The organism is Clostridium arbusti SL206, from assembly GCF_000246895.1.
Lineage (GTDB): Bacteria > Bacillota > Clostridia > Clostridiales > Clostridiaceae > Clostridium_I > Clostridium_I arbusti.
On record NZ_BAEV01000030.1, the window covers coordinates 1 to 26650 of the forward strand.

At 30.2% G+C, this 26650-nt stretch carries 19 protein-coding genes and 1 other annotated feature; of the genes, 3 read left to right on the plus strand and 16 right to left on the minus strand.

The features are described 5' to 3' along the window. The first annotated feature begins 82 nt into the window (after positions 1-82). Entirely contained in the window at positions 83-1000 is a 918-nt protein-coding gene (locus RH99_RS07385; protein ID WP_010236025.1) for a CPBP family intramembrane glutamic endopeptidase, read from the plus strand. Between the two features lie 65 nt (positions 1001-1065). On the opposite strand, the gene RH99_RS07390 is transcribed toward RH99_RS07385, so the two are convergent. The 4 genes from RH99_RS07390 to RH99_RS07405 all read right to left on the minus strand — a co-directional run bounded on the left by RH99_RS07390 (position 1066) and on the right by RH99_RS07405 (position 7552). Beyond that, a complete protein-coding gene (locus RH99_RS07390) occupies positions 1066-1662 on the minus strand; it encodes a DEAD/DEAH box helicase family protein (RefSeq protein WP_010236026.1) in 597 nt (198 codons plus the stop codon). Between the two features lie 97 nt (positions 1663-1759). After that, positions 1760-2758 carry a LacI family DNA-binding transcriptional regulator gene (locus RH99_RS07395; protein WP_010236027.1) on the minus strand — a complete coding sequence of 333 codons (999 nt, stop codon included), beginning with the start codon at positions 2756-2758 and terminating at the stop codon, positions 1760-1762. A gap of 220 nt (positions 2759-2978) precedes the next feature. Continuing rightward, positions 2979-6086, minus strand: a complete 3108-nt coding sequence (ileS, locus tag RH99_RS07400) for an isoleucine--tRNA ligase (RefSeq protein ID WP_010236028.1) — start codon at positions 6084-6086, stop codon at positions 2979-2981. Between the two features lie 184 nt (positions 6087-6270). Further along, positions 6271-6486, minus strand: a binding site (T-box leader). Between the two features lie 130 nt (positions 6487-6616). Next, entirely contained in the window at positions 6617-7552 is a 936-nt protein-coding gene (locus RH99_RS07405; RefSeq protein WP_010236029.1) for a CPBP family intramembrane glutamic endopeptidase, read from the minus strand. A gap of 206 nt (positions 7553-7758) precedes the next feature. On the opposite strand from RH99_RS07405, the gene RH99_RS07410 reads away from it, so the two are divergent. Together RH99_RS07410 and RH99_RS07415 are read left to right on the plus strand one after the other, a co-directional pair. Further along, positions 7759-8409, plus strand: coding sequence for an MBL fold metallo-hydrolase (locus tag RH99_RS07410; protein WP_010236031.1), 651 nt, complete (start codon positions 7759-7761; stop codon positions 8407-8409). Further along, the gene (locus RH99_RS07415; RefSeq protein ID WP_010236033.1) at positions 8410-9732 is read left to right on the plus strand and encodes a polysaccharide pyruvyl transferase family protein; all 1323 of its coding nucleotides are present in this window, start codon (positions 8410-8412) and stop codon (positions 9730-9732) included. Positions 9733-10074: 342 nt separating this feature from the next. On the opposite strand, the gene nrdG is transcribed toward RH99_RS07415, so the two are convergent. From nrdG to RH99_RS07475, 12 genes are all read right to left on the minus strand, one after another. Continuing rightward, complete coding sequence (gene nrdG / locus RH99_RS07420) at positions 10075-10587, minus strand: anaerobic ribonucleoside-triphosphate reductase activating protein (RefSeq protein WP_010236035.1); 513 nt, start codon at positions 10585-10587, stop codon at positions 10075-10077. 169 nt (positions 10588-10756) lie between these two features. Beyond that, positions 10757-12868 carry an anaerobic ribonucleoside-triphosphate reductase gene (nrdD, locus tag RH99_RS07425; protein ID WP_010236038.1) on the minus strand — a complete coding sequence of 704 codons (2112 nt, stop codon included), beginning with the start codon at positions 12866-12868 and terminating at the stop codon, positions 10757-10759. 287 nt (positions 12869-13155) lie between these two features. Beyond that, entirely contained in the window at positions 13156-14745 is a 1590-nt protein-coding gene (locus tag RH99_RS07430) for a putative ABC exporter domain-containing protein (protein WP_010236041.1), read from the minus strand. Positions 14746-14748: 3 nt separating this feature from the next. Beyond that, positions 14749-15444: an ABC transporter ATP-binding protein gene (locus tag RH99_RS07435; RefSeq protein ID WP_010236043.1), complete on the minus strand. Its 696-nt coding sequence runs from the start codon at positions 15442-15444 to the stop codon at positions 14749-14751. Between the two features lie 569 nt (positions 15445-16013). Further along, positions 16014-17453: an Asp-tRNA(Asn)/Glu-tRNA(Gln) amidotransferase subunit GatB gene (gene gatB / locus RH99_RS07440; protein WP_010236045.1), complete on the minus strand. Its 1440-nt coding sequence runs from the start codon at positions 17451-17453 to the stop codon at positions 16014-16016. A 46-nt stretch (positions 17454-17499) separates the two neighbouring features. Beyond that, on the minus strand, positions 17500-18960 hold the full coding sequence (gene gatA / locus RH99_RS07445; RefSeq protein WP_373854703.1) for an Asp-tRNA(Asn)/Glu-tRNA(Gln) amidotransferase subunit GatA: 1461 nt from the start codon (positions 18958-18960) through the stop codon (positions 17500-17502). A 210-nt stretch (positions 18961-19170) separates the two neighbouring features. Beyond that, positions 19171-19458: an Asp-tRNA(Asn)/Glu-tRNA(Gln) amidotransferase subunit GatC gene (gatC, locus tag RH99_RS07450; RefSeq protein ID WP_010236049.1), complete on the minus strand. Its 288-nt coding sequence runs from the start codon at positions 19456-19458 to the stop codon at positions 19171-19173. Positions 19459-19553: 95 nt separating this feature from the next. Then, positions 19554-20846: an aspartate--tRNA(Asn) ligase gene (aspS, locus tag RH99_RS07455; protein WP_010236051.1), complete on the minus strand. Its 1293-nt coding sequence runs from the start codon at positions 20844-20846 to the stop codon at positions 19554-19556. A gap of 584 nt (positions 20847-21430) precedes the next feature. Continuing rightward, positions 21431-23869, minus strand: coding sequence for a sugar phosphate nucleotidyltransferase (locus RH99_RS07460; RefSeq protein ID WP_010236053.1), 2439 nt, complete (start codon positions 23867-23869; stop codon positions 21431-21433). Between the two features lie 315 nt (positions 23870-24184). Next, positions 24185-24373: a ferredoxin gene (locus tag RH99_RS07465; RefSeq protein ID WP_010236055.1), complete on the minus strand. Its 189-nt coding sequence runs from the start codon at positions 24371-24373 to the stop codon at positions 24185-24187. Between the two features lie 152 nt (positions 24374-24525). Next, on the minus strand, positions 24526-25371 hold the full coding sequence (locus tag RH99_RS07470) for an Mrp/NBP35 family ATP-binding protein (protein ID WP_010236057.1): 846 nt from the start codon (positions 25369-25371) through the stop codon (positions 24526-24528). 67 nt (positions 25372-25438) lie between these two features. Next, positions 25439-26293 (minus strand): YhfM domain-containing protein, encoded by an 855-nt coding sequence (locus RH99_RS07475; protein ID WP_010236059.1) that lies wholly within the window; start codon positions 26291-26293, stop codon positions 25439-25441. Between the last annotated feature and the right edge of the window lie 357 nt (positions 26294-26650).

The following is a 26650-nucleotide window of genomic DNA, read 5'->3' on the forward strand; positions in this document are numbered from 1 at the left end:
ATTCAAAATAGACTAGCATACTGACTAGTTATTTATTTGAATATGCCTTATAATTTAAAAATATCACAGGAGGTTTTACCCTATGCTTAAAAACATTTTTATGAGTAGAAATTCTCAAGTAAGGTCAGGTTGGAAAATAGCTATTGTATTTATTTTTTTCATTCTTATAACAAGCTTAACTCAGATAATTACTATAGCTATTTATTCATTATCTAAATTTTTATCAGATCCAAATTCCTTTAACAATTATTCAGGTCATATAGATAATGCATTAAATCTAAATACACCCATGGGCTTTATAACTATGCTTCTTCAATGTCTTTGTATGATACTAAGCATATTTATTTTCTGGAAAAAACTTGATAAAAAGCCTATAAAAAATATTGGTTTAATAAATATAAAAAATGGTTACAGTGATCTTATTAAAGGATTAATTCTTGGTGGAATAGCTTTAACTATAGTCTTCTTTATATTATTTACCACGGGGAATATAAAACCTATAGGTTCTTTAAATAGACCTAATTTTAACATTTCTGCATTAACAGGTCTAATATTATTTATTTTCGTTGGTATAAATGAAGAGATGTTTGCCAGGGGCTACTGCTTTACCGTACTTAGACAGTCTACCAACAAGTGGATTGCTATCATAGTATCATCTATTATATTTGCTATTATGCATTCTTTAAATTCAGGGATTAGCCTTCTTAGTTATGTAAATTTATTTTTATTTGCCCTTTTAGCCATGTATATGACTATTAAATCAAAAAACCTTTGGTTATCCATTGGGTTTCATATAACCTGGAATTATTTTGAGGGCAATGTATTTGGATTTCTAGTAAGTGGTAATGAAGCTAATGGAATATTCAATGTTAGAAACACTATTGATAATATAGTTAACGGTGGAAAATTTGGTCCTGAAGGAGGCCTTGTGGTAACCCTTGTCCTCTGCTTATGTTTTTTATTTATGTGGAAATTCTATAAGGCTAAAACTATTAATTAGTCATTAAAAACTTTTCATGACTAAAAATCCATCTTTCATGACATATCTGTTTACATTTATATTCGTCATATTTTTATCTTTGTACTCACTAGTCCGTTCTTTCTCTCTACACTCACTTTTCCAACTATCCTATCAATATCATCTAAAAAATCCCCTTCTACAATCAAATCAGCTTTATCCATAACTTCTTCAGCTGACTTTTTAATACTGGAATCTTTAGTATTCTTTAGCATTATAAAAACTTCTGGTTTAACAATTTTACGGAGACTATTGGATTCACAGATTATAAGAGAATCTTCTGGAATTATGGATAAGAATGATTCAATCCCCTCACTAATATGAGTTCTTAATACCTTAAGCCAATATACTTTTTCGGCTCCAGAAGATAGCAGAAGTGATGTATCCTTGTTAGAACTCATATTCTTCTCTTCTATTAATTGAAAATTTTCCTGAATATTTGTACAAACTCCACAACCTTTTCCACCTCTTGGACATTTCCCATCCTTTTTCTCTATAGTTGTAATTTTTAATGCTATTACTGGAAATTTATCTTTCCACTTCTCAATGAGCTTCACTGCAAGAGTTGTTTTTCCACTATTACGTCCTGAAGATCCTATTAAAATCATTTGTGGGATGTTTATTAAATTATGTTCTATCATCATAACAACTGTTACTCCTTTTAACTCTTAATATATAATCCACATAGTTCATCATAAAAAACAAAGCATCAAAGGGCAAATAGTCACCCCTTGATACTCTTTATTTCTTACAAGTGTCTCTTTCAATCAGCTTATAATCCAATACTATATGTTCTTGGTCAATTCCCGCTTTGTTAATTACTTTTATAAGCATTCTCATACCAACAGATCCCATATCATACATTGGCTGTTCTACTGTTGTAAGCTTTGGATAATAAATTGATGATGCATATATATTATCAAATCCTACTACATCTACATCCTCTGGTACTTTTATACCATTATCTCTTAGAGTATTGATAACACCCATAGCCACTTCATCACTAGCACAGAAAACTGCATCAACTTTTCCCTTATGTATTATAGCCTCCATACCATCTCTTCCGTCGGCTGCTTTAAGTCCACCAAATTGAACCAAATCCTCATTGTAGTCTAGTCCATTGTCAAGGATGGCATTTTTATATCCATTAAATCTTACTGCACTGGCATTTTCGGTTTCAGGATTTACACCTACATAAGCAATTTTCTTATTTCCTTTTTTAATTAGATATTCTGTAGCTTCATATGCAGCCTTTTCATTATCAATAGTTACACTGGGGAATCCATAATCCTTTCCTCTTGTTTCTACCAATACTGTAGGTATAGATAAATCGTTTAACATTTTTAATATGTTATCTTCAAGGCAGTTACTCATATACATAACACCATCTACCATTTTCTCTCTTAAAACCCTAATGTATTCTATCTCTTTTTCTGCATCCAAATCTGTATTACAAAGTATAACATTGTAGTTATAAATATTAGCTACATCCTCTGCGCCTCTAACTATCTCAGGATAAAACTGACTAGAAATATCAGGTATAACTATACCTATAGTTCTTGTTCTTTGAGTCTTTAAGCTTCTAGCTATAATGTTAGGTCTATAATCTAATTTTTTAATTGCTACTCTAACTTTTTTCTTTGTTTCTTCGTTTACCACATCTACATCATTTAAAACTCTTGAAACAGTAGCTATGGATACTCCTGCTTCTTTAGCCACATCTTTAATTGAAGCTGCCATTAGTATCACTCCTAACTTTTATTTTTAAATTTATTATCAACCATTAAAACGTATACAAATTTTCAACCATATCTGTTACTATTTATGTATATTATACTGCTATTTACAACTTATTTATGTATTTCATGACATTTTTTTAATAATAATTATTTTAAAGTAAAGCTACGCTGATTTAATGAGCATAGCTTTACCTAATTACAAATTCACCTAAAAATTTTGATTAAACTCTTTTTTCTACAGCTAACTTAAGAGTTTCTCCATTAATATTACATTCTGCATATTCTCTATCATTATTGTATATTACTTCAAGAGCAAGAGTTTCTCTTTTTATATCATCTTCAAACTTTTTAATTATAGCCTCAAGCTTTTCATTTTCAGCTATATAAATAGCTATTTTATCTGCAACTTCAAAACCACTTTCTTTTCTCATATTTTGAATCTTGCTTAGTATTTCTCTTACATATCCTTCTTCTCTAAGTTCAGGAGTTATGGTAGTTTCAAGTACTATACCTAGTTCCCCTTCTCCAGCAAAAGCAAAACCCTCTAATCCTTGCATTGTTACAAGTAAATTACTGCTATTAAGTTCTATCTCTGTTCCTTGAACCTCTATCTTAACAGTTTCTCCAGCATTTATGGACTTTGCAAGTTCCATTTGATTCTTTGCTCCTATTGCTTTTCTTATACCTGGTATTAACTTTCCGTAAGCCTTTCCAAGTATAGGTAAATTAGGCTTTATTTCAAAGTTAACATACTTAGAAAGATCTGCTCCAAATACTATTTCTTTTACATTAAGTTCATCTTTTATAATGTCCCCATAATAAGCTGGTATAGCCTTTGTACTTAGAAGCATTTCTCCAAGTGGCTGTCTGTTCTTTATATTAGCAGCATTTCTAGCACTTCTACCAAGTTTAACTGTCTTATAAGCAAGATCCATATCATTTTCTAGCTTTTTATCTACAAGTTTTTCATGGTATTCAGGCCAACTGCATAGGTGAACACTTTCTTTAGCCTTAGGATCTAAAGCTACTACTAAACTCTGATAAATCTGTTCTGTCATAAATGGTATAAATGGTGCAGCCACTTTACTTAAAGTTACAAGCACATTGTATAGTGTTGTATAAGCACCTATCTTATCTTCTGTAAGATCAGTAGTCCAATACCTTGATCTATTTCTTCTTACATACCAATTAGAAAGTTCATCTACAAAGTTTTCAATAGCTAATGCACCTTGAGTTATTTTATAACTATTTAGATCTTCATCTACTTCTTTAATTAAAGTATTCAATTTTGATACAATCCATTTATCCATAACATTTTCAGATACAAAGTCCTTATGTTCTGAAGGATTGAATTTATCTATTTCAGCATAAAGTACATAGAAGGAATATACATTCCAAAGTGTACTTAAGAATTTTCTCTGAGTTTCAGCTACATCATCCTCTGAGAACCTTGTTGGAAGCCAAGGAGCACTTGCAGTATAAAAATGCCATCTTGCAGCATCTGCACCTTGATGTTCAAGTACCGCAAATGGATCTACAACATTCCCTTTATGCTTTGACATCTTTAATCCATGCTTATCAAGTACATGACCTAAGACTACGCAATTTTCAAAAGAATTTGTATCAAATATAGCCGTAGATATAGCAAGTAGAGTATAGAACCATCCTCTAGTCTGATCTACTGCTTCTGATATAAATTGAGCTGGAAAATTGTCTTCAAACAACTTCTTATTCTCAAATGGATAATGATGCTGCGCAAAAGGCATAGATCCAGAATCAAACCAGCAGTCAATAACTTCATGTGTTCTTGTCATTGGCTTTCCACATACTGGACAAGTTAATTTAACTTTATCTATGTATGGTTTGTGAAGTTCAATGTTTTCTGGTACATTTATTCCTTTAGCTTTAAGTTCTTCTATGCTGCCTATACATTCTCTGTGGCCACATTCACAATCCCATATTGGCAGTGGTGTACCCCAATATCTATCACGACTAATACCCCAGTCAATAACATTTTCAAGGAATTTTCCAAATCTTCCTGTCTTAATGTTATTAGGATACCAATTGATTCTATTGTTATTTTCAAGTAATTTATCACGTAATGAAGTCATTTTTACAAACCAACTATCCTTTGGATAGTAAAGAAGCGGTGTATCACATCTCCAGCAATGAGGATAGGAGTGAGTGAACTTTTCTGATTTATAAAGACTTCCATTTTCTTTTAAGTATTCAAGTATTTTAGGATCAGCTTTTTTTACAAACATGCCTTTCCAAGGCTCTACTGAATCTACAAATTTTCCTTCTAAGTCAACTAAATTTATTAAAGGTAATCCACATTTTTTACCAAGTAAACTATCGTCTTCACCATAAGCAGGTGCTATATGAACTATTCCAGTACCATCTGTTAGAGTTACAAAATCTCCATGAACTACATAAAAAGCTTTTTCCTTAGGAGTTTCGAATTTAAATAACTGCTCGTATTCTGTTCCAAGTAATTCTTCTCCCTTAAACTCTTTTACTACTTCATATTCTCCCTCAAGTACACTTAAAAGTTCCTTTGCGAGAATTAGATGTTCATCATTATTTATAACTTCAACATAAGTGTAGGCCTTGTTTATTGCAAGAGCTACATTACTAGGTAAAGTCCATGGAGTTGTTGTCCATGCAAGTATGTATTTATTATCTTCATTTTTAACTTTAAACTTTACAAAAGCCGTAGCTTCCTTTACATCCTTATAACCTTGAGCAACTTCGTGAGAAGATAGAGATGTTCCACATCTTGGGCAGTATGGAACTATTTTATGTCCCTTATATAAAAGGTCTTTATCCCACATAGTTTTTAATGCCCACCAAACAGATTCTATATAATCATTATGATAAGTTACATATGGATTATCCATATCAACCCAAAAACCTAATTTTTCAGACATATCCTTCCAAAGACTAACATAGGAAAAAACACTATCCTTACATTCTGTAACAAATTTTTCAACACCATATTCCTCAATTTGAGGCTTCCCTGAAATTCCAAGTTTCTTTTCTATTTCAAGTTCTACTGGAAGTCCATGAGTATCCCAACCAGCTTTTCTTAAAACCTTATATCCCTTCATAACTTTATATCTAGGTATAAGATCTTTCATAACTCTAGTAATTACATGTCCTACATGTGGTTTTCCATTAGCTGTAGGTGGTCCATCATAGAATGTAAAATATTCACCATCTTGATTAGATTCAAAACTTTTCTTAATTACCTCTTTTTGTTGCCAAAGCTTCAATACATCTTTTTCCATATCAACAAAGGACTTAGAAGCATCCACTTTCTTGTACATAGCATAGAACTCCCTTCAAATGACTTTATATATCAATTTATATACTTAATTTTTAATTAATCTTACCCTATTGTCTATACCCAATTCTTGTATACCCTATAAATTATTAACAACTTTCAACACTCTAAATCATTACCTTGTAAAAATCAATTAGATTTATTATAGAATAAAAAAACTCCATCCTAAATAGGACGAAGTTAATTCGCTATACCACCTAAATAATAAGCCATCAAGTACAATCATACTCTATTCTTTAACGTAAAATTACGGATAAGCTTACTTTTAATTTCAGCTCTCAGCTCCTAGGTGATTTTCCTTAAACACTTGCTATGGGTTCTCAGCATTCCCCCACTCTCTTCGCGCAAAATAAATAAGTACTCTTCCTAATCTCAGCTATTATCGAATTAACTTTTTACAGATTTCATATTATCATATTATATTATATTATGATTTTTTTGTCAATTAACAATAATCGTAGATTTTCTAATAACTAAGGCTGCTCATATTAAGTTACTACTCATTTATATTATCTATAGGTATTTTAGTGTAAACAAGATATATACTATAACACTTATAATAATAGGTGAATATAGCTTTATAGCAGATACAGATTCATCTAACTCAGAATAATTATAATCTCTTGAATTCATAGCCTCTTCCTGTTCTTCTCTTATTTCTATATAGATCCTATTTCTCTTTTTTATAGTTCTTATTATTGAAATAATTATTATAACGCTTATGATAGAAGCAATTAAGAAAATAATTAATGCTGTATTTCTCATTGCTGGGGATAAAGCTGTTATATCCTGGGCCTTTGTTCCACTCTTTAAGCTGTTCCATGAAGCTATAGCATTTATTCCATTAAATATAAAATGACATATCATGGATGCAAATATACTTCCTGTTGCATCAACCATATAAGCTAGAATAATTCCAAGTACGAAGGTATATAAAAACTGTGAAGGATTTAAGTGGAGAACACCAAATAAAAATCCGGTTATAATGGCAGCCTTATGAATACCTATTTTTTTATACCCTGATAATATAACTCCTCTCATAGTAAGTTCCTCACATATAGCAGGAGTTAACGCTATAACAATTATCATAACCATAAGTGGTAAACTACTCATTTTCCCTAGTACATCATTAACATTATTATGAAATACCAAATTTGTTATAAGCCCTAAAAATGAAGCAATGGGATATATTAAGAATCCTGTAATTATTACTAAAACTAAGTCCTTTATTTTTAAAGGCCTTATTCTCAATGTTTTAGCCACGGATTGTTTTGTTACCACTAAATATATTATTATAGGAACTATTAAAAATACAATTTGGGTTGTAACAAGAATACTTGGTAAATTCAAATGAAATAACACTACAACGGGCTTTAATAAATAGGAACCTCCAATTTGAATCAGAATTAAAATAAAGAAAAAAATATTAGCATAAAAAACTTTTTTCATATGAAATCTCCCTTGTGGTAAATTAGTTAGTAATAGATTATATTCTACAAACTACTACACTATCCTTTAAATCTTTTTCTTTTCCTTATATTTTGTATTAACTTTTTATAAATATGTATATTAATACAATTATATTCCTATACTTTGGAATATAATATACCTAAGTATTAAAATATAATTGTGGTAGTTCAGAGGAGATGATTTCTTTGGAAATAACTTGGCTTGGACATTCAAGTTTCTTAATAAGAGATTCAAGAGGAAGGTTAATTTTAACTGATCCCTTTAACGATAAAGTTGGATATGAAATCTATAAAGATAAAGCGGACTTTGTAACTATAAGTCACTCACATTTTGATCATTGCTATACAGAGGAAATAAAGGGTGACCCTATAATTGTTGATGAGGTTGGAATACATAGCTTCCCTAATTTAAATATTATAGGTCTGCCCTCCTATCACGACAAACAATTGGGAGTAATAAGAGGTAAAAACACTATATTTATCATAGAAGTAGATGGATATAGGATATGTCATCTAGGTGATCTTGGATATGTTTTAAGTGAAGAAGAAATAGATGCCCTAGGAGATATAGATATATTGCTTATACCTGTAGGTGGAAACTTCACCATAAATGGCATTGAGGCTAAAGAACTTTGCAAAAAACTCAATAGTTCTATAGTAATACCTATGCACTACAAAACTGCAATATTGACTTTTCCTCTTGATGGAGTAGAACCTTTTATTAGTGCCATGAAAAATGGTGAAAGAATTCAAAGTAATAAACTACACTTTGAGAAAAAGCCTACAGGAACTAATGAAGTAAAGATACTTACTTATTGTTGTGAGGAGGATAAATAAATGAAAAAAAACATTGGAATATTATATGATAACATAAGTGGTAATACTGGAGATGTGGCTATTGGACTAAGCCTTAGAAAAATATTAACCAAATTAAATGTAGGTTTTGATGAACTTGTAGCTGGAAATTTCAATTCATCTTATTATGATTGTATAATAATTGGTGGAGGTCATCTTATTCGTAAGAATCAAGATTTCTTTTATGATAAATTTAAGGTACCAGGAAATCATATACTAAATTCCATGGGGGTTGTTGATCGTCCCACTGATTTGAATTATCTAAATGATTATAGATATGTAACCTTTAGAAGCACTGGTGATAGAGAAAAAGCAAACTATATAAATAAGAAAAGTTTTATAGTCCCTTGTACTACTATGCTTTTAAACGACATAGCTGATTTACAGATTAAAATAGAGAGACCTTCTATAGGTATACATATGCTTCCCAATATCATTTCTAAAGAAGAGGAAAACTTATTTATAGAATGGCTATCTAAATTACCTTATGATATATATTTTATACCAATAACTCATTACAACAATGATTATGATTACATGAACTATTTATCCAGAAAAATACCAAATTCTTATATGCTGCCTATAATGAAACCCTTAGAAATATTTACTCTCATTGGAAAGTTTAAATTTGTAATTACTTGTTCATTGCATGGTTCCATATTTTCATACATTCATAACGTACCTTTTATATTAATGGCTCAAGAAAAATCAAGATTTTTTCTTGAAGATAGAAATTTAGAAAAATATTTATTTAGTTCACTTGAAGATATTAAGCGCTTATCAGAGGAAATACTTAGTACTCCTGTAGATTACTCTGCATCAATTATTAAAGATAAATCAGTACTAGAAAATCATGTTAAAATTATAAAAGATAGTCTTCCTAAAAATATATATACTTTTGGAGATACTCCAAAAATAAATATTACAGATGAACTGATTCAATCAAATCATCAAATTAACTTTCTTCAAATGAAAATTAATGAATTCCTTAATAAAAATGCTGACTTAAATGATAAGTTAGATAATTTATTAACAGAAGTATCAGCACTAAACAAAACACTGGCAGAAAAAGAAAATCATATATCTAATTTAAATGTGGAACTAAAAAATACAAATGAAGAACTTAATGTAAAGCAAAATAAAATATTAGATCTTGAAAGTAAGACTTCATACTTAGGTAACAAACTAACTGCTGCACAAAATGAATTAGGACAAATATATAATTCAAAAGGTTGGAAAATGCTGTCATCATTGTATAACGTGGAAGATAAAATAACTAACATTACTAAATCCGAAAAAAAGTAAATTGAAGCAAGTTCTAAAATTCAGATGGGGATTCTTTTACCCCATCTGAATTTTAGAACTGCGAATGCATGGCTTACTTGGCGTTGGACTCCCACTTTAAGAAAAGTAGAGAACCCAAATTTTAACTTGGTGTGAATCGCTTTCACAGAGTGCGTGGGAGACTTACACCAAGTTAGTCAGGTTAAAGTTTAATAATAATAAGGTGCATTATTTTAAGTTACCCATACTTAAAATAATGCACCTTATTAAATAGAATCTTTACATTCACCTGAAACTTTTATTTCTATTTTGAATAGTATAGAACATATTAGGCGTGTTCAAATAAATATATTTAGTTTAATATTAACAATTGATAGTACAAACCTCTCCTGTAATTAAACTCTTTTTAATATCAATAATTCTTTGATTTGTAGATCCTCTAAATTTTAGTTTTTCATCTTTTTTATCTATATCAAACTTACCATCTATAAGTACATCTACATAATTAAGAAGCTTATCCCAACTTGGATTTTCACGTCTAGCACTACGTATTTCTTCAAAAGTATATCCCGTATAAACCCAAACACTCTTTCCACTTTCTTTAACACGCCTTGCAATATAAGCAAACTTCTCTGCCTGCTCTAGAGGATCTCCACCACTAAAAGTTACTCCTCTAAGCATGGGATTGTTTACTATATCCTCTATAATATGATCCATATCCATTAGCTCTCCACCTTCAAAGGAATGTGTATGCGAGTTAAAACAGGATTTACAATTATGCTTGCACCCCTGGGAAAATAGTACTCTTCTAAGGCCAGGACCATTACTTAAACTTTCATAAATCATTCCCGCAAGTCTAATTTTATTATTACTCATAAAATTCTCTTCCTTTCCTAAGGCATCTTCAAATAAATAACTAGTCAGTATACTAGTCTATTTTGACTTGCTATTTATTTTCACATGCCTAACATCCCATAGCTCCAAATTTAAATACCATATAGTCTCTTACTAGTTTACCCAATTTAAGCCTTATATTTCAAACAATTTAGATATCATAAACGTGCTGACCATTTGCCTGTGATACTCTGTCTGCTCTCTCTTCATACTTTCCTTTACCAAATCTCTCATCAAGACTTAAATATCCTGTGACTCTAGATACCCCTTGTATCTCCGTACTTCCACATTCTGTACATTCATGCTCTCCATTGTAAAGATAAGTTCCACAGATTTTACAATATCTTATATGGAAATTAATACCCATATAACTTATATTAGTATTCTTATATGCATAATCTATTATATCTTTAATAGTATCTCCATCTGGATAGTTATCTAATTCTATATAGCTAATATGACCTCCATTACATAATTCATGATATGGAGCTTCTATATCTATTTTATCCTTTATTGATATATTGCATCCTACAGGTATATGATAACTATTTGTATAGTACTCTTTATCTGTAACACCTGGTATTAATCCAAATACAGCCTTATCCTTAGGAACAAATTTACCACTTAATCCTTCAGCCGGAGTAGCATAACAACTCCAATTAAGCTTAGTTTCTTCAGTAAGTTTATCTGTGTAATCTCTTATATATTTTATGATCTTTATACCAAGTTCTCTTGATTTTTCATCTTCACCATGATGCTTTCCCGTTAATGCAACAAGTGTCTCTGCAAGTCCTATGAACCCTATACCCCAAGTTCCCTGTTTTAATATAGGTTCAATAGAATCATCCGGCAATAAATTTTCTGATCCCTTCATAAGTCCTTGACCTACAACAAAAGGTAAGTCTTTTGATCTTAAATGCTTAAGTTTATTGTATCTATCAATAAGGCTATCCTTTGCTAGTTCTAATCTTACATCTAAAGCGTCAAAGAATTTACCTATATCACCCTTTGCAACTATACCTATTCTAGGTAAGTTTATAGTAGTAGGTGCAATATTACCTCTGCCCTTTGTTCCTGGTTCTCCATTTACATTTGAACACACATAGGTTCTACACCCCATAGTGGCAGGTATAACTCCTTGATCATAATACTTCTTATTAAAAGTTGCATCAATGTTCATAAATGTTGGATTCATTCTCTTTGCCGCTACATCGCATGCAAGTTTATATAGATAATAATATGGATCATTTGGTTCTCTATTAACCCCAGCTTTAACTCTGAATATTATGTTAGGGAAAATAGGTTGCTCTCCTCTTCCAAGGCCCTTTGCATACTCTTTTAAAAATACTTCACATACAAGTGCAGCATCTTTATCCTTTGGAATTCCTAAATTTATTGATGAAAATGGAACCTGTGATCCAGCTCTACTGTGCATAGTATTCAAATTATATACAATTCCCTGCATAGCCTGCTCTACAGATTTCACTAATTTTTTTTCAGCTATATCATCTATTTTTCCTTCATCTACTCCACATTCTCTAAGTTCACTTTTAATTTCTTCTCTTGTTGGAGGCACAAATTCCCCCATATCATTATCAAAATCAGGATGAGACTGTCCACCGAACATATCATTCTGAGTTGATTGAAGCAAGATGCATGAAAGTTCTGCGGCAGATTCTATTCTCTTTGGTGGCCTTATATTACCATAACCTGTATTAAACCCTTTAAGTAAAACTTCTTTTGTGGGTATGTGTAAACAGTTAACAGTTAAATTGTAACTATCTAAATCATGATAATATACATCACCGTTCTCATGAGCTTTAGCAAGTCTTTTAGACATCTTAGCAAGATTATGCCACTTATTTGATTCACTAGCTATTCTAAGCAATTTAGAACTAAAATTATTTCCTACATTGGCATTATCTCTATCCGTCTCTATTCCTATTTGAGATATTGCTTTCATCAAATCCGATTTTATATCCCTAACCTTAGTTCTTTCTTTTCTATAATTTGAATAAGCTACACCTATCTCCTTATAGCCTTTATGTAAAAGAGTTTTTTCCACCATATTTTGAATTTCTTCTACAGTAACTCTCTCCAATTCCATTTTCTCAAGCTTCATTATAAGCTCTTGTGTAAGCTCTAATACTTCGCTCATTTTAATACTAAATCCAATTTCTTCAGCCGCACCTTTTATGGCATTACTAACCTTGATAGAGTTAAACTCTACCTCTCTACCATCACGTTTTACTACATATAGCATATATTAATCCTCCCGAACACAATATCTTGTACTTACATATTATACAGTAGGAAAATTTTTATATCAATCTATCAAATTTACTTCTATTCATTCAAAAAAGCTTTTTATACTCCTCTAGCTTTAAAATCTTCATGTTTTTATATGAACCTGACTGTTGCTATTTATAAATATATCTAAATAATATTGGTAGTACTAACATAACTCAATGTAAACCTAATATTATGAAATATATAAAATATCAATTAAAAAATTATGAATATATATTCAGTTCTTACTTAAGCCTTATTTTAGTCTATTTCCATATCATTAAATATTCCATCACAGCCTAAGGATATTAAAGTTGCAGCACCAATGCCATATATTAAGAATGCAAGATAAATGGCATATCCACTAAAATCTTTTAGTAAAAATATAAATATCAGTACTATTATAGCAATTGGAACAACTAATATTAACTGGAATAACATAAATATTATACCTTTAGCCATTTGTTCTGTAAAACCTAACATATGCGCAATCCTAAAAGCAAAAAGTCCACTGTAGGAAAGCATACCACCTAAAACAACATAGCAAATTATACAGAGTAATATTTCAAATATTGATTTTCTACTTAGAATTCCAAATGGTATAAATAAAATAGCAGCATCAGAAATCATCTTTATAAGTGAAGAAGCTATACCATAAAATATTTTTTTCTGAGGACTATCTGGCAAAAGAAATATAAAATAATGGCTTATCTCATTATATATTTTACCACCAAATCCAGAGCTAAAAAACAACAGACCTGCAGACATAATAAATACAATTTTTATATCAGTACTCTTTGCAAAAATGCCTAGAATCACTGAAATTAATAGTAGTATTACTGAATAGGTATTTATAAAAAATATGAAACTTCTCTTTGAATATTCATTCATATGTTTAAATAGTAAGACTTTAGATCCATATATTTCTTTAAGGTCTAAGCCTATATTCTTAAAAGGCTTAATCATAAGGCCTTTTTTACGTTTATTTGAAGGCACTTTTCCACTTTTTATATCTTTTATGTCTTCATTAATTTCTGCTGAATTTAACATGTCCTCATAAAAATCCAGCTTTATATTGTAAGTTATATAAAGTAATATTGCACTTAGCAATAAAATTAATATTATATATATGTAATAAGATACTTTAACACCAGTAATAGTTTGAACAGCTATTTCTCTCATCCATCCAAATATAGGTATATACTTAAAAAATAAACTGTACGTTATAGTATCTCCAACTTTTATAAAGGAATTTTTAATATCACCTTTTACTATGATAAATGCTATTAAAACAATTACTACAATACTAAATGCCTTTATAAAATTTCGTATTATATTGCCAACTTTTTTGTACCTGCTGCATACTGCGAAAATAAATAACTTTAAAATATTACATAGAATAAGTTGAAAGATAATATAGACTATGATAAATAGAATTTTTGCTAATACTGTTATATTGAGATTCTTCATAGAGTTTGTAATTTGAAATAATACATACATTGATGTGAAAAATTCTAGTGCAATCTTTTTTACTATACCATAGACCATTACAGTTTGTGGTTTTATTGGTGATACAAATATTAGGTTTACATCACTCATATTAAATTTCGATTTAACTTTTTTTGTTCCACTATATAATGAAAAAAGGACTGTTACCATGGTTAATACTACAAGTATACTTATAACTACTGTAAGTGGCAGCTCTCCATTAGAGGACTTATTACGTGGTAAAAGTATAATTGCAACCCAAATCAGTCCAAAAATTATTCCCAATGCTTTTTGAGGCTTTTCCTTAATCCTCTTAAAATAATTAATCATACTTGTTTTTAATAAATAAACTAAAGCCTTCATACCTTATTCCTCCGTAACCTTGAAGAATATATCTTCTAAGGATTCAGATTGCTTATCAAACTCATCTCTAGCCTTAGATAACACAAATTCACCATTTTTCATAATAATTATTCTATCCCAAAGTTCCTCAACAGAATCAAGAAGATGAGTACTTAAAACTATTGAAACTCCTTGCTTTTTAAGTTCAAGCATAACTTCTTTCATATTTCTTATAGCCTTTGGGTCAAGTCCTATCATTGGCTCGTCCACTAGTAATACTTTAGGTTCAGTAATTAGAGCGCAACATATACTTACCTTTTGTTGCATTCCCTTAGATAAATCACTACCATATTTATCTTTTTTATCCCATAGGTCAAACAGCTTTAAGAGTCTTTCTGCTCTTTCCTCGTACTCCTTAATACTAAAGGCATGAGCCATAAGAGTTATGTGATCTTTTATTGTAAGAAGCGGAAATAATGACGGCATTTCAGGAATATATCCCAGCATACTCTTACCTTTAATACTCTTATTGTCATAACCGCAAATTTCTATTTTACCTTCATATTTCAATAATCCTGCCACAGACTTAATTATTGTAGATTTACCTGCTCCATTAGGACCTGCAAGTACTGCTATTTCCCCCTCATTCACTGTAAAGCTAACGTTTTTTACTGCTTCTGTTTTACCATAGCTTTTACTTAATTTTGATACTTCTAACATATATCTCTTCCCTTCAATTAAAATATTAATACATATTCTTCTATGTGTTATATTTAAATAGTACACTATAGTAACCCTGATGTCAATAATATCTACTATATTTATAATAGAAGATACACGCTATAATTAGTCAAAAAAACATTATAACACCAATAATTTATTGTGTATAAAATTATTGGTGTTATAATTTAAAATTATAGAATCTATACAACTTTTAATTTCATGATGCAATTTGATTTTATTCTTATATATCTTTATATTTTAAAAAAACCACTCTTATATTATTAAAAGGTTGTTACTTATAACAACTTTATAATATCATATAATAAGTTGTTATTTAGTCAAATAAAAATAATTATATAAGGAATTTAATTAACATTCTGCTAATTAGAATTAAGTCACTTTAGTAAGATATGGTTTAAAAAACAAAAATAGTGTTATATAAAGAAAAGTATGAATTCCACATAATATATTAATAAAAATATTATGTGGAATTAGCTAAAAATTCTATATTTATAGTTTCAATATAGAAACATATAATTTCATATTGAAATATTATTTTAAATAAATTACATTTCCTTTATCTTCTCTTCCAATATATCTCTTGCCATCTTAGGATTTGCTTTACCCTTACTCTGCTTCATAACCTGACCTACAAGGTATCCTACAGCTTGAGTTTTTCCGGCCTTATAGTCACTTACTGACTGTGGATTTGCATTTAACACTGAAACAGCTATTTCAGAAATAGCACCTGTATCACTTATTTGTACTAATCCTTTTTCCTTTACAATGTCTTCAGGATGTTTACCTGTTTTAAACATATCCTCAAAGACACCCTTTGCAGAAGTTACACTTAGTTTTTTGCCAGCAACCATTTTTAAAAGTGATGCCATATCTTCTTTATTTACAGGAATATCCTTAAGTTCAAGCTCCTGTTCTTTTATAAGTCTAAGCATATCTGAGAGCATCCAGTTTGATACACTCTTTGCATCGGAACCTAAAGCAACAACAGCTTCATAGTACTCTGCAAAATGCTTATCAGAAACTAAAATATTTACTTCTTTTTCTGAAAGTCCATATTCCTTTATGAATCTTTCTCTTCTCTCTTCTGGAAGTTCAGGCATATCTTCTTTAACTTTTTCAATTATCTCATCTTTAATTACTATAGGTATTATATCTGGTTCTGGGAAATATCTGTAGTCATTAGCATCTTCCTTGCTTCTCATTGTTACAGTTCTTCCTTTACCAGCATCCCATCTTCTTGTTTCCTGAACTATTCTAAAGGATTCTCCAAAATCATAAAGTTCTTTTTGACGTTTTTCTTCTTTTTCAAGTGCCTTTTGAAGCTCTCTGAAAGAGTTTATATTCTTTATTTCTACTTTAGTGTTATATTCCTCTTTACCAACTTCTCTAAGGGATATGTTGGCATCGCATCTTAAAGAACCTTGTTCCATTCTACAATCAGAAATACCACCATATTCAAGAATAGCCTTTAATGTTCTAAGGAATGTTACTGCTTCCTGTGGAGAACGCATATCTGGTTCTGTAACTATTTCTATAAGAGGAACACCTACACGATTGTAGTCTATAAGAGAATAGGGTTCATACTCTAAATGCACAAGTTTTCCTGCATCCTCTTCTATGTGTATTCTGTTTAATCTTACACTTCTTTCTCCGTTCTCAGTTTCAATCTCTACATGACCAGGTCCACATATAGGTATATCAAGCTGAGATATTTGATACGCCTTAGGAAGATCTGGATAAAAATAATTCTTTCTATCCATCTTATTTAATTTATTTATTTTACAATTTAATGCCATTCCAGCTTTTACAGCTAAGTTCACTACTTCTTCATTTAGCACAGGTAATGTTCCTGGAAGTCCCATACATATTGGACATGTATTTTCATTAGGTTTAGCTCCAAATTTAGTTGAACAATTGCAGAATATCTTTGTCTTTGTATTAAGTTCTGCATGTATTTCTAATCCTATTATAGTTTCATAACTCATAATAATGCAGCATTATCGCTGCTTTCCCCCTTTCTATTTTGGAATTTTATTTAATCGCACCGTTTTTCAATTCGAATCCATCATTTTTTAAAGCTTCTTCAAGAGCCAATGCAGCTCTTAGTATTTTCTTTTCTCCAAAATGTGGTCCAAGAAGTTGTACTCCTATAGGTAAACCTTCTTTACTCTGTCCACAAGGCATAGATATAGCTGGGATACCTGCAAGATTTATATTTATAGTGTATATATCTGCAAGATACATTTCCAGTGGATTACCTTTCTTTTCACCGCATTTGAATGGTAATACTGGTGATACTGGGCTCACTACAATATCATATTTAGAGAATACTTCTTTAAACTGATCTTTAACTTTTTTCTTAAGCTTTAATGCTCTTTTATAATAAGCATCGTAATATCCTGAGGATAGGGCATAGTTTCCAAGCATTATTCTTCTCTTAACTTCATCTCCAAATGCTTCAGTTCTACTCTTTTCCATTAGTTCGTAGACATCATCATATTCTTTAGCTCTATGACCATATCTAATACCATCAAATCTGGATAAGTTTGAACTCGCTTCTGCTGAAGATATTATGTAGTAAGCTGAAAGGCCTTCCTTTGTAATAGGTAATGATATTTCTTCTACTTCCGCACCTAAAGCTTTAAGCTTTTCAATACTATTTATTACTGACTCTTTTATTTCTTCATCTAAACCATCACCTAAGAATTCTTTTGGTACACCAACCTTCATACCTTTTATGCCATCTTCTATTCCATTTAGGTAATCAGTATCTTCAATTTTCTTAGAACTTGTATTGTCTAGTGGATCTGTTCCCGCTATGACTTCAAGAGTAAGTGCACAGTCTCTAATATTCTTTGAAAAAGGTCCAATTTGATCTAGTGAAGATCCAAAAGCTATAAGACCAAATCTTGAAACAAGACCATAAGTAGGTTTTAATCCAACCACTCCACAGAAGGCTGCTGGCTGTCTTATAGATCCACCTGTATCAGAACCTAAAGATATTGGTGCAAGCTCTGCTCCTACAGCAGCCGCTGAGCCACCAGAAGATCCTCCTGGAACCCTCTCTAAATCATATGGATTTTTAGTAGTTTTATATGCTGAGTTTTCTGTAGAAGAACCCATGGCAAACTCATCCATATTAGTTTTTCCTATTATAACTGCATCCTGTTCTTTAAGTTTCTTTACAACAGTTGCATCATAAGGTGGAACAAAATCCTCTAACATTTTTGATGCACAAGTAGTTCTTACACCATCAGTACATATATTATCTTTTATGGCAATAGGAATTCCTGCAAGTTTTCCCAGCTTTTCACCCTTTGCCATTCTTTCATCTATGCTTTTAGCTTCTTTAATTGCATTTTCTTCACAAAGAGTTAAATATGAATTTACATCTCCGTCAACCTTTTTTATTCTATCAAAATAGGACTTAACTATTTCTTCTGATGTGAAAACTTTATCTCTTATCCCGTTTCTTAACTGTTCCACTGACATCTTTTCTATATCCAAAGCTTTCCCTCCTAATCTTAGGCATCTTCAAATAAATAACTAGTCAGTATACTAGTCTATTTTGAATCATACTACGTTAACAGAACCCTCTGATAGCACCACTATCATCAGAACCTGTTTCCTTGTAAGATTCAAAATATACGTCCTATCTTTGACTTGTTATTTATTTTCATATGCCTTATTAACTTTATTAAATTACTCTATTATCTTAGGAACTTGAATTGCTCCATCTCTAAGATCCTTTACATTCTGCATAAGTTTTTTCTTATCTTCAAAAACCTGTGGAATATCTTTTCTAAATTCTGTATTAACTTCATCATATTCATCTAAGTTTACATCACTTAAATCTAGATTATCTATAGTTTTAAAATGAGTAAGTATAGCTTCAAATTCCTTAGCTATCTTTGAAGTTTCTTCTTCTGTAAAGCTTAATTTTGAAAGCTTAGCAATGTGCTTAACCTCTTCGATACTTACGTGTTCCATTAAAGTCACTCCTTTTGTTAATTCTTAATTCATAACTCTTAACTGATTTTGAACTTTCCACTTTCAACTAATAAAAGTTTCTTCGTCCTTTTATGTTAAGGTGTTATTCTCTTCATATCTCTTGGAAGTAATGATGCTTCTCTAATATTATCTAAACCTAGTATTTTCATAGTAAGTCTTTCAAGACCTATAGCAAGACCACCATGAGGAGGCATTCCATATCTAAAGTTATCTGTATAGAATTCAAATTCTTCTGTTTTAAAGCCCATCTTAGCAATGTTTGCAACTAATTCTTCATAGTCATGTATTCTTTGTCCTCCAGTTGTAATTTCAAGTCCTTTATATATAAGGTCAAAGCTTTTAGTAGCTCCTTCTATCTCACCATCAGGCATTGTATACATTGGTCTCTTTGCAGCTGGATATTTTGTTAGGAATACAAAGTCACTGCCATATTCTTTTTTCACATATTCTGAGAATAATTTTTCTCCTTCATTATCAATATTGCCTTTTGGAGATCTCTTTCCATATTCTTTAAGAAGTATTTCCTGTGCATCAAATAATGTAATTCTAGGAATCTTAATTTCATCTGGAAGTTCAACATCATATAGCTTTAATTCTCTTTCGCATTCTTTTTTAAGATATTTAAATAGATAGTTTATAAAACCTTCTTCTAATTCCATTATTTCAAATTCATCTTCTATAAATCCCATTTCAAGGTCTAAACTTACATATTCATTTAAATGTCTATAAGTATTGTGAAGTTCCGCTCTGTATGCGTGACCTACTTCAAATATTCTTTCAAATCCTGAACCAACCATCATCTGTTTATAGAATTGTGGACTTTGTGCAAGAAAAGCTCTGTTATCAAAATAGTTAACTGTGAACACTTCACTTCCACCCTCAGTTCCTGATGCAAGTATCTTTGGTGTATATACTTCTGTGAAATTTCTTGCCTTTAAATAGTCTTTGAAAGCATCCGCTATTTTCTCCTGCACTTTAAATACAGACATTATCTTTGGAGCTCTTAAACTTATAGTTCTATGATCAAGTTGTGCTTCTAAAGCTGCTTTAATTTTCCCAGCATTTATTGCAAAAGGTAATTTATCATAATAAGTTTTACCTAATACCTTTAGCTCATCCACCTGAACTTCTATTCCCTCAGGTGCTTTTTCGTTCTTTACCTTTTTACCTTTAACTGCTATACACATTTCAAGTCTTAATTTAGCATTAAGACTTTCATCGATAACAATCTGTATAATTCCCGTCTTATCTCTAAGCTTTACAAAGCTTATCTTTCCTAAATCATATATCTTATGTACCCAACCCTTTAATTCTACCTCTGTCTCATCTGCTAAAGCTGCTACATCTTTTACATAAATACTTTTCATTAAACTTACCTCCTATGTATAATTTAAGCTATACGAAAACCCCGTCTAAATAATTTTTTATTATTTTTAATATAACTAAATAAAAAACCCGTTCTATATCTTTCGATATAGGAACGGGTTAAAATTTCGCGGTACCATCCTATTTAACATATAAAAATGTTCACTCTCACAGGTACAGATAAACGTTATTACCGATACCTTGCCCTGTTAACGGTGGACTACCGTTTAAGCCTACTAACTCTAAAGTTTTCAGTTAACTGTTCAAGGATGTTCTTCCATATAATCTTCATATCAGGTTTCCAGCACTCCCGACTCTCTATAAAGCATACTTAAATAAATATCTAGTCAGTATACTTCGTATCTTTGACTTGTTCTTTATTTTCATATACCTAAATCCAATTATATATACTCTTCCTATCATCACCACTTTATATCTTTTATATTATATAACCTTATTCTAGTTAATACAATACTTTTAGGAATAATAATATTAATATGTCAATATATCAATATTATTATTCCTAACTTTATAAATATATAAATTACTTCTATTCTATCTAGGCAATTTTATTAATTTAATAAAATCATCCTATTAGTTTTTGTATATTAAAGGACAATTTTTCCAACATCTTGTCCACATATTCTTTATCCTCACCTTCAGCTTGTACGCTACACAAAGGTTCATCTAAATCTGGCAATATAAGTACCCAGCACTTTGGAAAACTTATTCTTACTCCTTCTATTAAATCTAAATAATTAAATCCACCATCTTCTATAATATTTCTCATAACTTTGCCCTTCTTTTCCCAAGGACATTTTATTTTCATTACCTTATTGTGATATGTTGGTACTTTTTTTATAATAGTTGATAGACTACTATGAAATTGCGCCATCAAATTCAGTACTAACAATATCATAGTAATAGCATCTATAGTGGATAAATATGCTATTAATATATCTTTTTCTCTCTTATCTTTCTCACTTTTTATATACTCATCTACGATGATTCGCTCATCTATTTTAGTCCTTATAAATTTTGCATTATACATGTCAGCCAGCTTTTCTACGGAATAAGTAACATCTACCGATGCAACAATAGTATTGAATTTAAAAATATTTAGAAGTACTAAAGCTTTAAGAACCTCTTTTAATTCTTTCTCCATAATCTTACCCTTTTCATCTACTAAAGCATAATTATCTGCTTCATCTGAAATCCAAACTCCAAGTGATGCACCATATTTTTTCACTTCTTCACTTATTTCTTTTAAATTACTTGTATTTTTCATTACTATAAATTCAACTTTAATCTCATTGAACATATTTATTAGTAACCATTTAATAGCTCTATTCTTTGTAACAAATACTATCTTATATTTATTTTCTCTTATTTTACCTCTGTCCAGTTTATTTATTATATTTTCAATATAGCTCTTAGTGTAATCATTTATAGCAATTATGGATTTAAAAGTATCCATCCTTGCTCTTCTAAAATCTTCTCGCCTAAACTTATTCTCTATTTTTCTCCTCATATTTTTACTTATATTAAGCCCATCCTTATCTATAAAAACTATATCCGCTTTTTCATAATTATCCTTATCAATAGACACATGAATTGCTCCACTAAATCCCATAGAAACTGTCACCATTCTAGTTATTTGCAATATACTTTTCTTCAAATCATATACTTCAAGACCCATAGACATAAGACCTGTAGCTAATGAATACTTTAGCATTTGAGCTGCGCCTTCTTCGCTGCAACTTATAAGTATTTTAGAATTACAATCTATTATAGATCCATAAGCAGAACTAAGTTTCAGTACAAATTCTGGAGTAATATCTACATTTATATTTCCTCTTATGCCTTTATTATTAAAAAAACTCTTTTCAATTTTACGATTCCAAATTAAATTTTCTCTTATAACTTCTCTGTTCTCCACAAGCTTATTTGGCCAAATCTTTACTTTTGGTTTTACTATTGACCTTTCTCTCATGATGCTTTCATCACCTATTACTGCTTCTTCAAAAACCGAAACTCCATTTTCAAGTTGTACCTTGTTGCATATTATAGTCCCTCTTAATTCTACATTCTTACCTATATAAGAATTATTAAAAATTATACTTTTCTTCACTGTACTTCCAGGTGATATAATATTATTCATACCTATAACTGTATATGGTCCTAGTTCTGATTCATCATATACAATAGACTTGTCCCCTATATATACAGGAGGATTTATATTAACCTTATTACCAATATTACAATCTTCACCTATCCATATACCTTTTTTATATTCCACGGCTTTTATGTTTACGTTTACATTGCCTTCAAGTATATCATAATTACATTGCATAAATTCATTAATACCACCTATATCACACCAATAAAAATTAGAATTATAACCATACATATCTATATTATTTCTCATAAGTATAGGAAAAAGATCATTGCTAAAATCAAACTTTTTATTTTTATCATAAAATCTAAATATCTCTGGTTCAAATATATATATACCGGTATTCACCTTATCACTAAATACCTCACTCCAGTTTGGTTTCTCTAGAAAGCCAGTGATTCTACCATCTTTATTTGTAACAACTACACCATACTCCAAGGGCACCTTAACCTCTTTCAATATTATGGTTGCCACTGACTTTTTATCTCTATGATATTTTAATGCATCCATTATATTTACATCTGTTACGGCATCTCCACTGATAACTATAAAGGTTTCATCAAGAAAATTCTCTGCATTTTTAACACTGCCTGCAGTCCCAAGTGGAATTTCTTCTATAAAATATTGTAGATTAACTCCAAATTCACTTCCATCACCAAAATAATCTATAATTGAATCTGGCAAATACTGAAGAGTTATTCCTATATCTTTTATCCCACTATTTTTTAAAAGTTCCAATGAATATTGCATTACAGGCTTCCCTATTATAGGCATCATTGGCTTTGGTATATTACAAGTTAGAGGTCTTAGTCTAGTTCCTGTTCCTCCTGCCATTATAATTGCTTTCATAAAATCACATCCTAATTATAGATTTTAAAAATGCCAAATACCATCTATGCAAAAGTTTATATATCAAGTCAATTTTAACTTATAATTGCGAATTTATCAAACATTTTGAAAAATCTTATTTTTCAACAATACATATTCTTCTACTACTATTAATGCTTTAATTTATATTATTATTCCTAGTTTTTATATTATAATAGAACAAATTTTTTAACCTGACTAAACATGAACCTATTTAAATATTATACAAAAGTAAAGACTATTATATAAAACTCCTTTAACAATAAATAAAAGACTGCACAAAATGCAGTCTTTTATTTATTCAACAGTTATAGCATTAACGGGACAACTATCTGCAGCTTCTTTAGCAGTATCAGCTGCAGATTCTGGTACACTTTCAACTATCTCTTTTGCTTTTCCATCATCATCCATTTCAAATACATCTGGACATACTGATGGACATACTCCACAACCTATACAGGTATCTTTATCAACATGTGCTTGCATAGTAATATTACTGTTACGCAAAACTAATTAATATGTATAAATTTATTAGTTATAACAAATTTCAATTTGTTTTGCTAACAGTTTCACCATCCTTTACAATATATTTTGAACATCCCTATATATTGTTGCCAAACAAAGAATAATAATACTACCTATATAATTTTTTCTATAATCATTTTGTATTCATCCGTATCACTTATATACTTTTCTGCGGTACCCTTTTCTAAGCTTTCAACTAAATCAAGGTTTATAGGCATTTCAGATAAAAGAGGTATACCTAAATATTTAGCCTGTTCTTCCGCTGTTTTTTTGCTAAATACCCTTATCTTATCACCACAGTTTCCACACTTTATGTAGGACATATTTTCTACCACACCGATTATAGGTATACTCATTTTTTCTATCATGATTACTACCTTTTTTACTATCATGGAAACCATGTCCTGTGGAGTAGAAACTACAACCATAGACTTTACTGGCATAGTCTGCATAACAGTTAAAGCTACATCACCAGTGCCTGGTGGCATATCTATAAGAAGATAATCTAAATCTCCCCATTCTGTATCAGTATACATCTGACTCAAAGCACCTGTTATAACTGGACCTCTCCAAATCACAGGTTCATCTTCATTTTCTATAAGAAGATTAAGTGATATAAGTTTTATACCTGATTTTGTTTCTACTGGCTTAAACTTAACCTCTGCTTTATTTATGGGAATCATTTCTGCTCTCTTATCATTTACTCCAAAAAATCTTGGCATAGACGGACCTGTTATATCGCCATCTAAAACTCCTACTTTATAACCTGATTTTCTAAGTTCTGTAGCAATTATTCCAGTTACAGTAGACTTCCCAACTCCACCTTTACCACTTATAATGCCTATTATATTTTTTACGCTTCCATATTTAGGCATAGTCTTTTTTATTCCACCATTACAATTATCTTTATCATTGCTGCTGCAACTTCCATTGCTAGCACAGCTATCACAGTTACTCATTGAAATTCCTCCAAATTATTTTAAAGTTAGTGATCTCATTTGATATCAGTTTATTTACTTTTAAATATTAGAAGTCACTACTCTTTTTATCACTAATAGTTATATCCCAACCATTTTTATATCTGGCAATCATATAATATATCTTTGAATCTTTTGTCTTATTATCATAAAAAGTTACAGTACTTTTATAAATTGAATCATAAGTATTTTTATTGTACTTATATTGACCTGCTTTATACCCAGTAGTAATAACTGTTTCATTTACATCACAAGAAGTATCATTTCCATTTTTAATCAATTTTACACTGGAAGGCAATGATTTTTGGAAATCATCTAAATCATAGGAAAATATATATTTAGCTACATCTACATCATCATTTACATTTACACCTATGGACTTATTACTATTTTTAGTATCTTCTCTATATTTATCAATACATTGACTTATGAATGTATAGTAAAGCTTATTAAAATCTTTTGGAGTTCTTAAATCCGTAAAATTACTCAATATATCATTATCAATTCTACTGGGAACTATATAATACTTATCCTTGGAATATAAATTTCCACCATCTTTTTTGTCTAATCCTACTACATAATCAAATTCATGAACCTTATTGGAATCTTCATATAAACTAAAAATATAGTCTGGGTCAAGAGAAGATTTACTGTCTACCGACTTTGCATCTGACAAAATATCATATAATTCAGAAATGGCAACTGGATTTGTTACTACAAACTTATAACCTCTATCCCTGCTATTTTGTATAACTACTTTTTTTACTCTTCCTTGCTTTATATATTCAAAATCTTTATTTTTTAAGCCAAGCTTTACTTTTATTGAGTCAACTTGACTACAACCAGTAAACAAACTAGCTATTAATAAAAATACAAATACTAACACTAATCTTCTTTTTTTCACCAAAACCTCTCCCTTACAAAGCATCCCCATTCTTTTAAATCTAAGAATTCTGTTCTCCTGATGACTAGTCGCTGTAATTATTAAATCATTTAGATTCTAAGTACAGATATAACAGCGTCACGTCCCTAGATAACGACTTCTAAAATTCAGCGGGAAAAACACCCTCTGAATCTAAGAATTCTGTTTATAGACATTATTTATTATACGTCTTATATTAATTGTAATCAAGAATAAAAGAGCTTAGTTTTATGTATTTTATATTAATTATCTATGGACATATTGCTTAAAATAAAATTTAGCTTATCATTTAAGATCTGTAATTTGGTTTAAGGCATATGAAAATAAATAGTAAGTCAA

Coding starts and splice junctions, on each gene's coding strand:
- RH99_RS07390 (WP_010236026.1), bottom strand. CDS start 1,662: ATGATGATAGAACATAATTTAATAAACATCCCACAAATGATTTTAATA.
- RH99_RS07405 (WP_010236029.1), bottom strand. CDS start 7,552: ATGAAAAAAGTTTTTTATGCTAATATTTTTTTCTTTATTTTAATTCTG.
- RH99_RS07470 (WP_010236057.1), bottom strand. CDS start 25,371: ATGAGTAACTGTGATAGCTGTGCTAGCAATGGAAGTTGCAGCAGCAAT.
- gatC (WP_010236049.1), bottom strand. CDS start 19,458: ATGGAACACGTAAGTATCGAAGAGGTTAAGCACATTGCTAAGCTTTCA.
- aspS (WP_010236051.1), bottom strand. CDS start 20,846: ATGAAAAGTATTTATGTAAAAGATGTAGCAGCTTTAGCAGATGAGACA.
- nrdG (WP_010236035.1), bottom strand. CDS start 10,587: ATGAGTAATAATAAAATTAGACTTGCGGGAATGATTTATGAAAGTTTA.
- RH99_RS07385 (WP_010236025.1), top strand. CDS start 83: ATGCTTAAAAACATTTTTATGAGTAGAAATTCTCAAGTAAGGTCAGGT.
- RH99_RS07430 (WP_010236041.1), bottom strand. CDS start 14,745: ATGAAGGCTTTAGTTTATTTATTAAAAACAAGTATGATTAATTATTTT.
- RH99_RS07435 (WP_010236043.1), bottom strand. CDS start 15,444: ATGTTAGAAGTATCAAAATTAAGTAAAAGCTATGGTAAAACAGAAGCA.
- RH99_RS07465 (WP_010236055.1), bottom strand. CDS start 24,373: ATGCAAGCACATGTTGATAAAGATACCTGTATAGGTTGTGGAGTATGT.
- gatB (WP_010236045.1), bottom strand. CDS start 17,453: ATGAGTTATGAAACTATAATAGGATTAGAAATACATGCAGAACTTAAT.
- nrdD (WP_010236038.1), bottom strand. CDS start 12,868: ATGCTATATGTAGTAAAACGTGATGGTAGAGAGGTAGAGTTTAACTCT.
- RH99_RS07415 (WP_010236033.1), top strand. CDS start 8,410: ATGAAAAAAAACATTGGAATATTATATGATAACATAAGTGGTAATACT.
- ileS (WP_010236028.1), bottom strand. CDS start 6,086: ATGTACAAGAAAGTGGATGCTTCTAAGTCCTTTGTTGATATGGAAAAA.
- gatA (WP_373854703.1), bottom strand. CDS start 18,960: ATGTCAGTGGAACAGTTAAGAAACGGGATAAGAGATAAAGTTTTCACA.
- RH99_RS07395 (WP_010236027.1), bottom strand. CDS start 2,758: ATGGCAGCTTCAATTAAAGATGTGGCTAAAGAAGCAGGAGTATCCATA.
- RH99_RS07460 (WP_010236053.1), bottom strand. CDS start 23,869: ATGAAAGCAATTATAATGGCAGGAGGAACAGGAACTAGACTAAGACCT.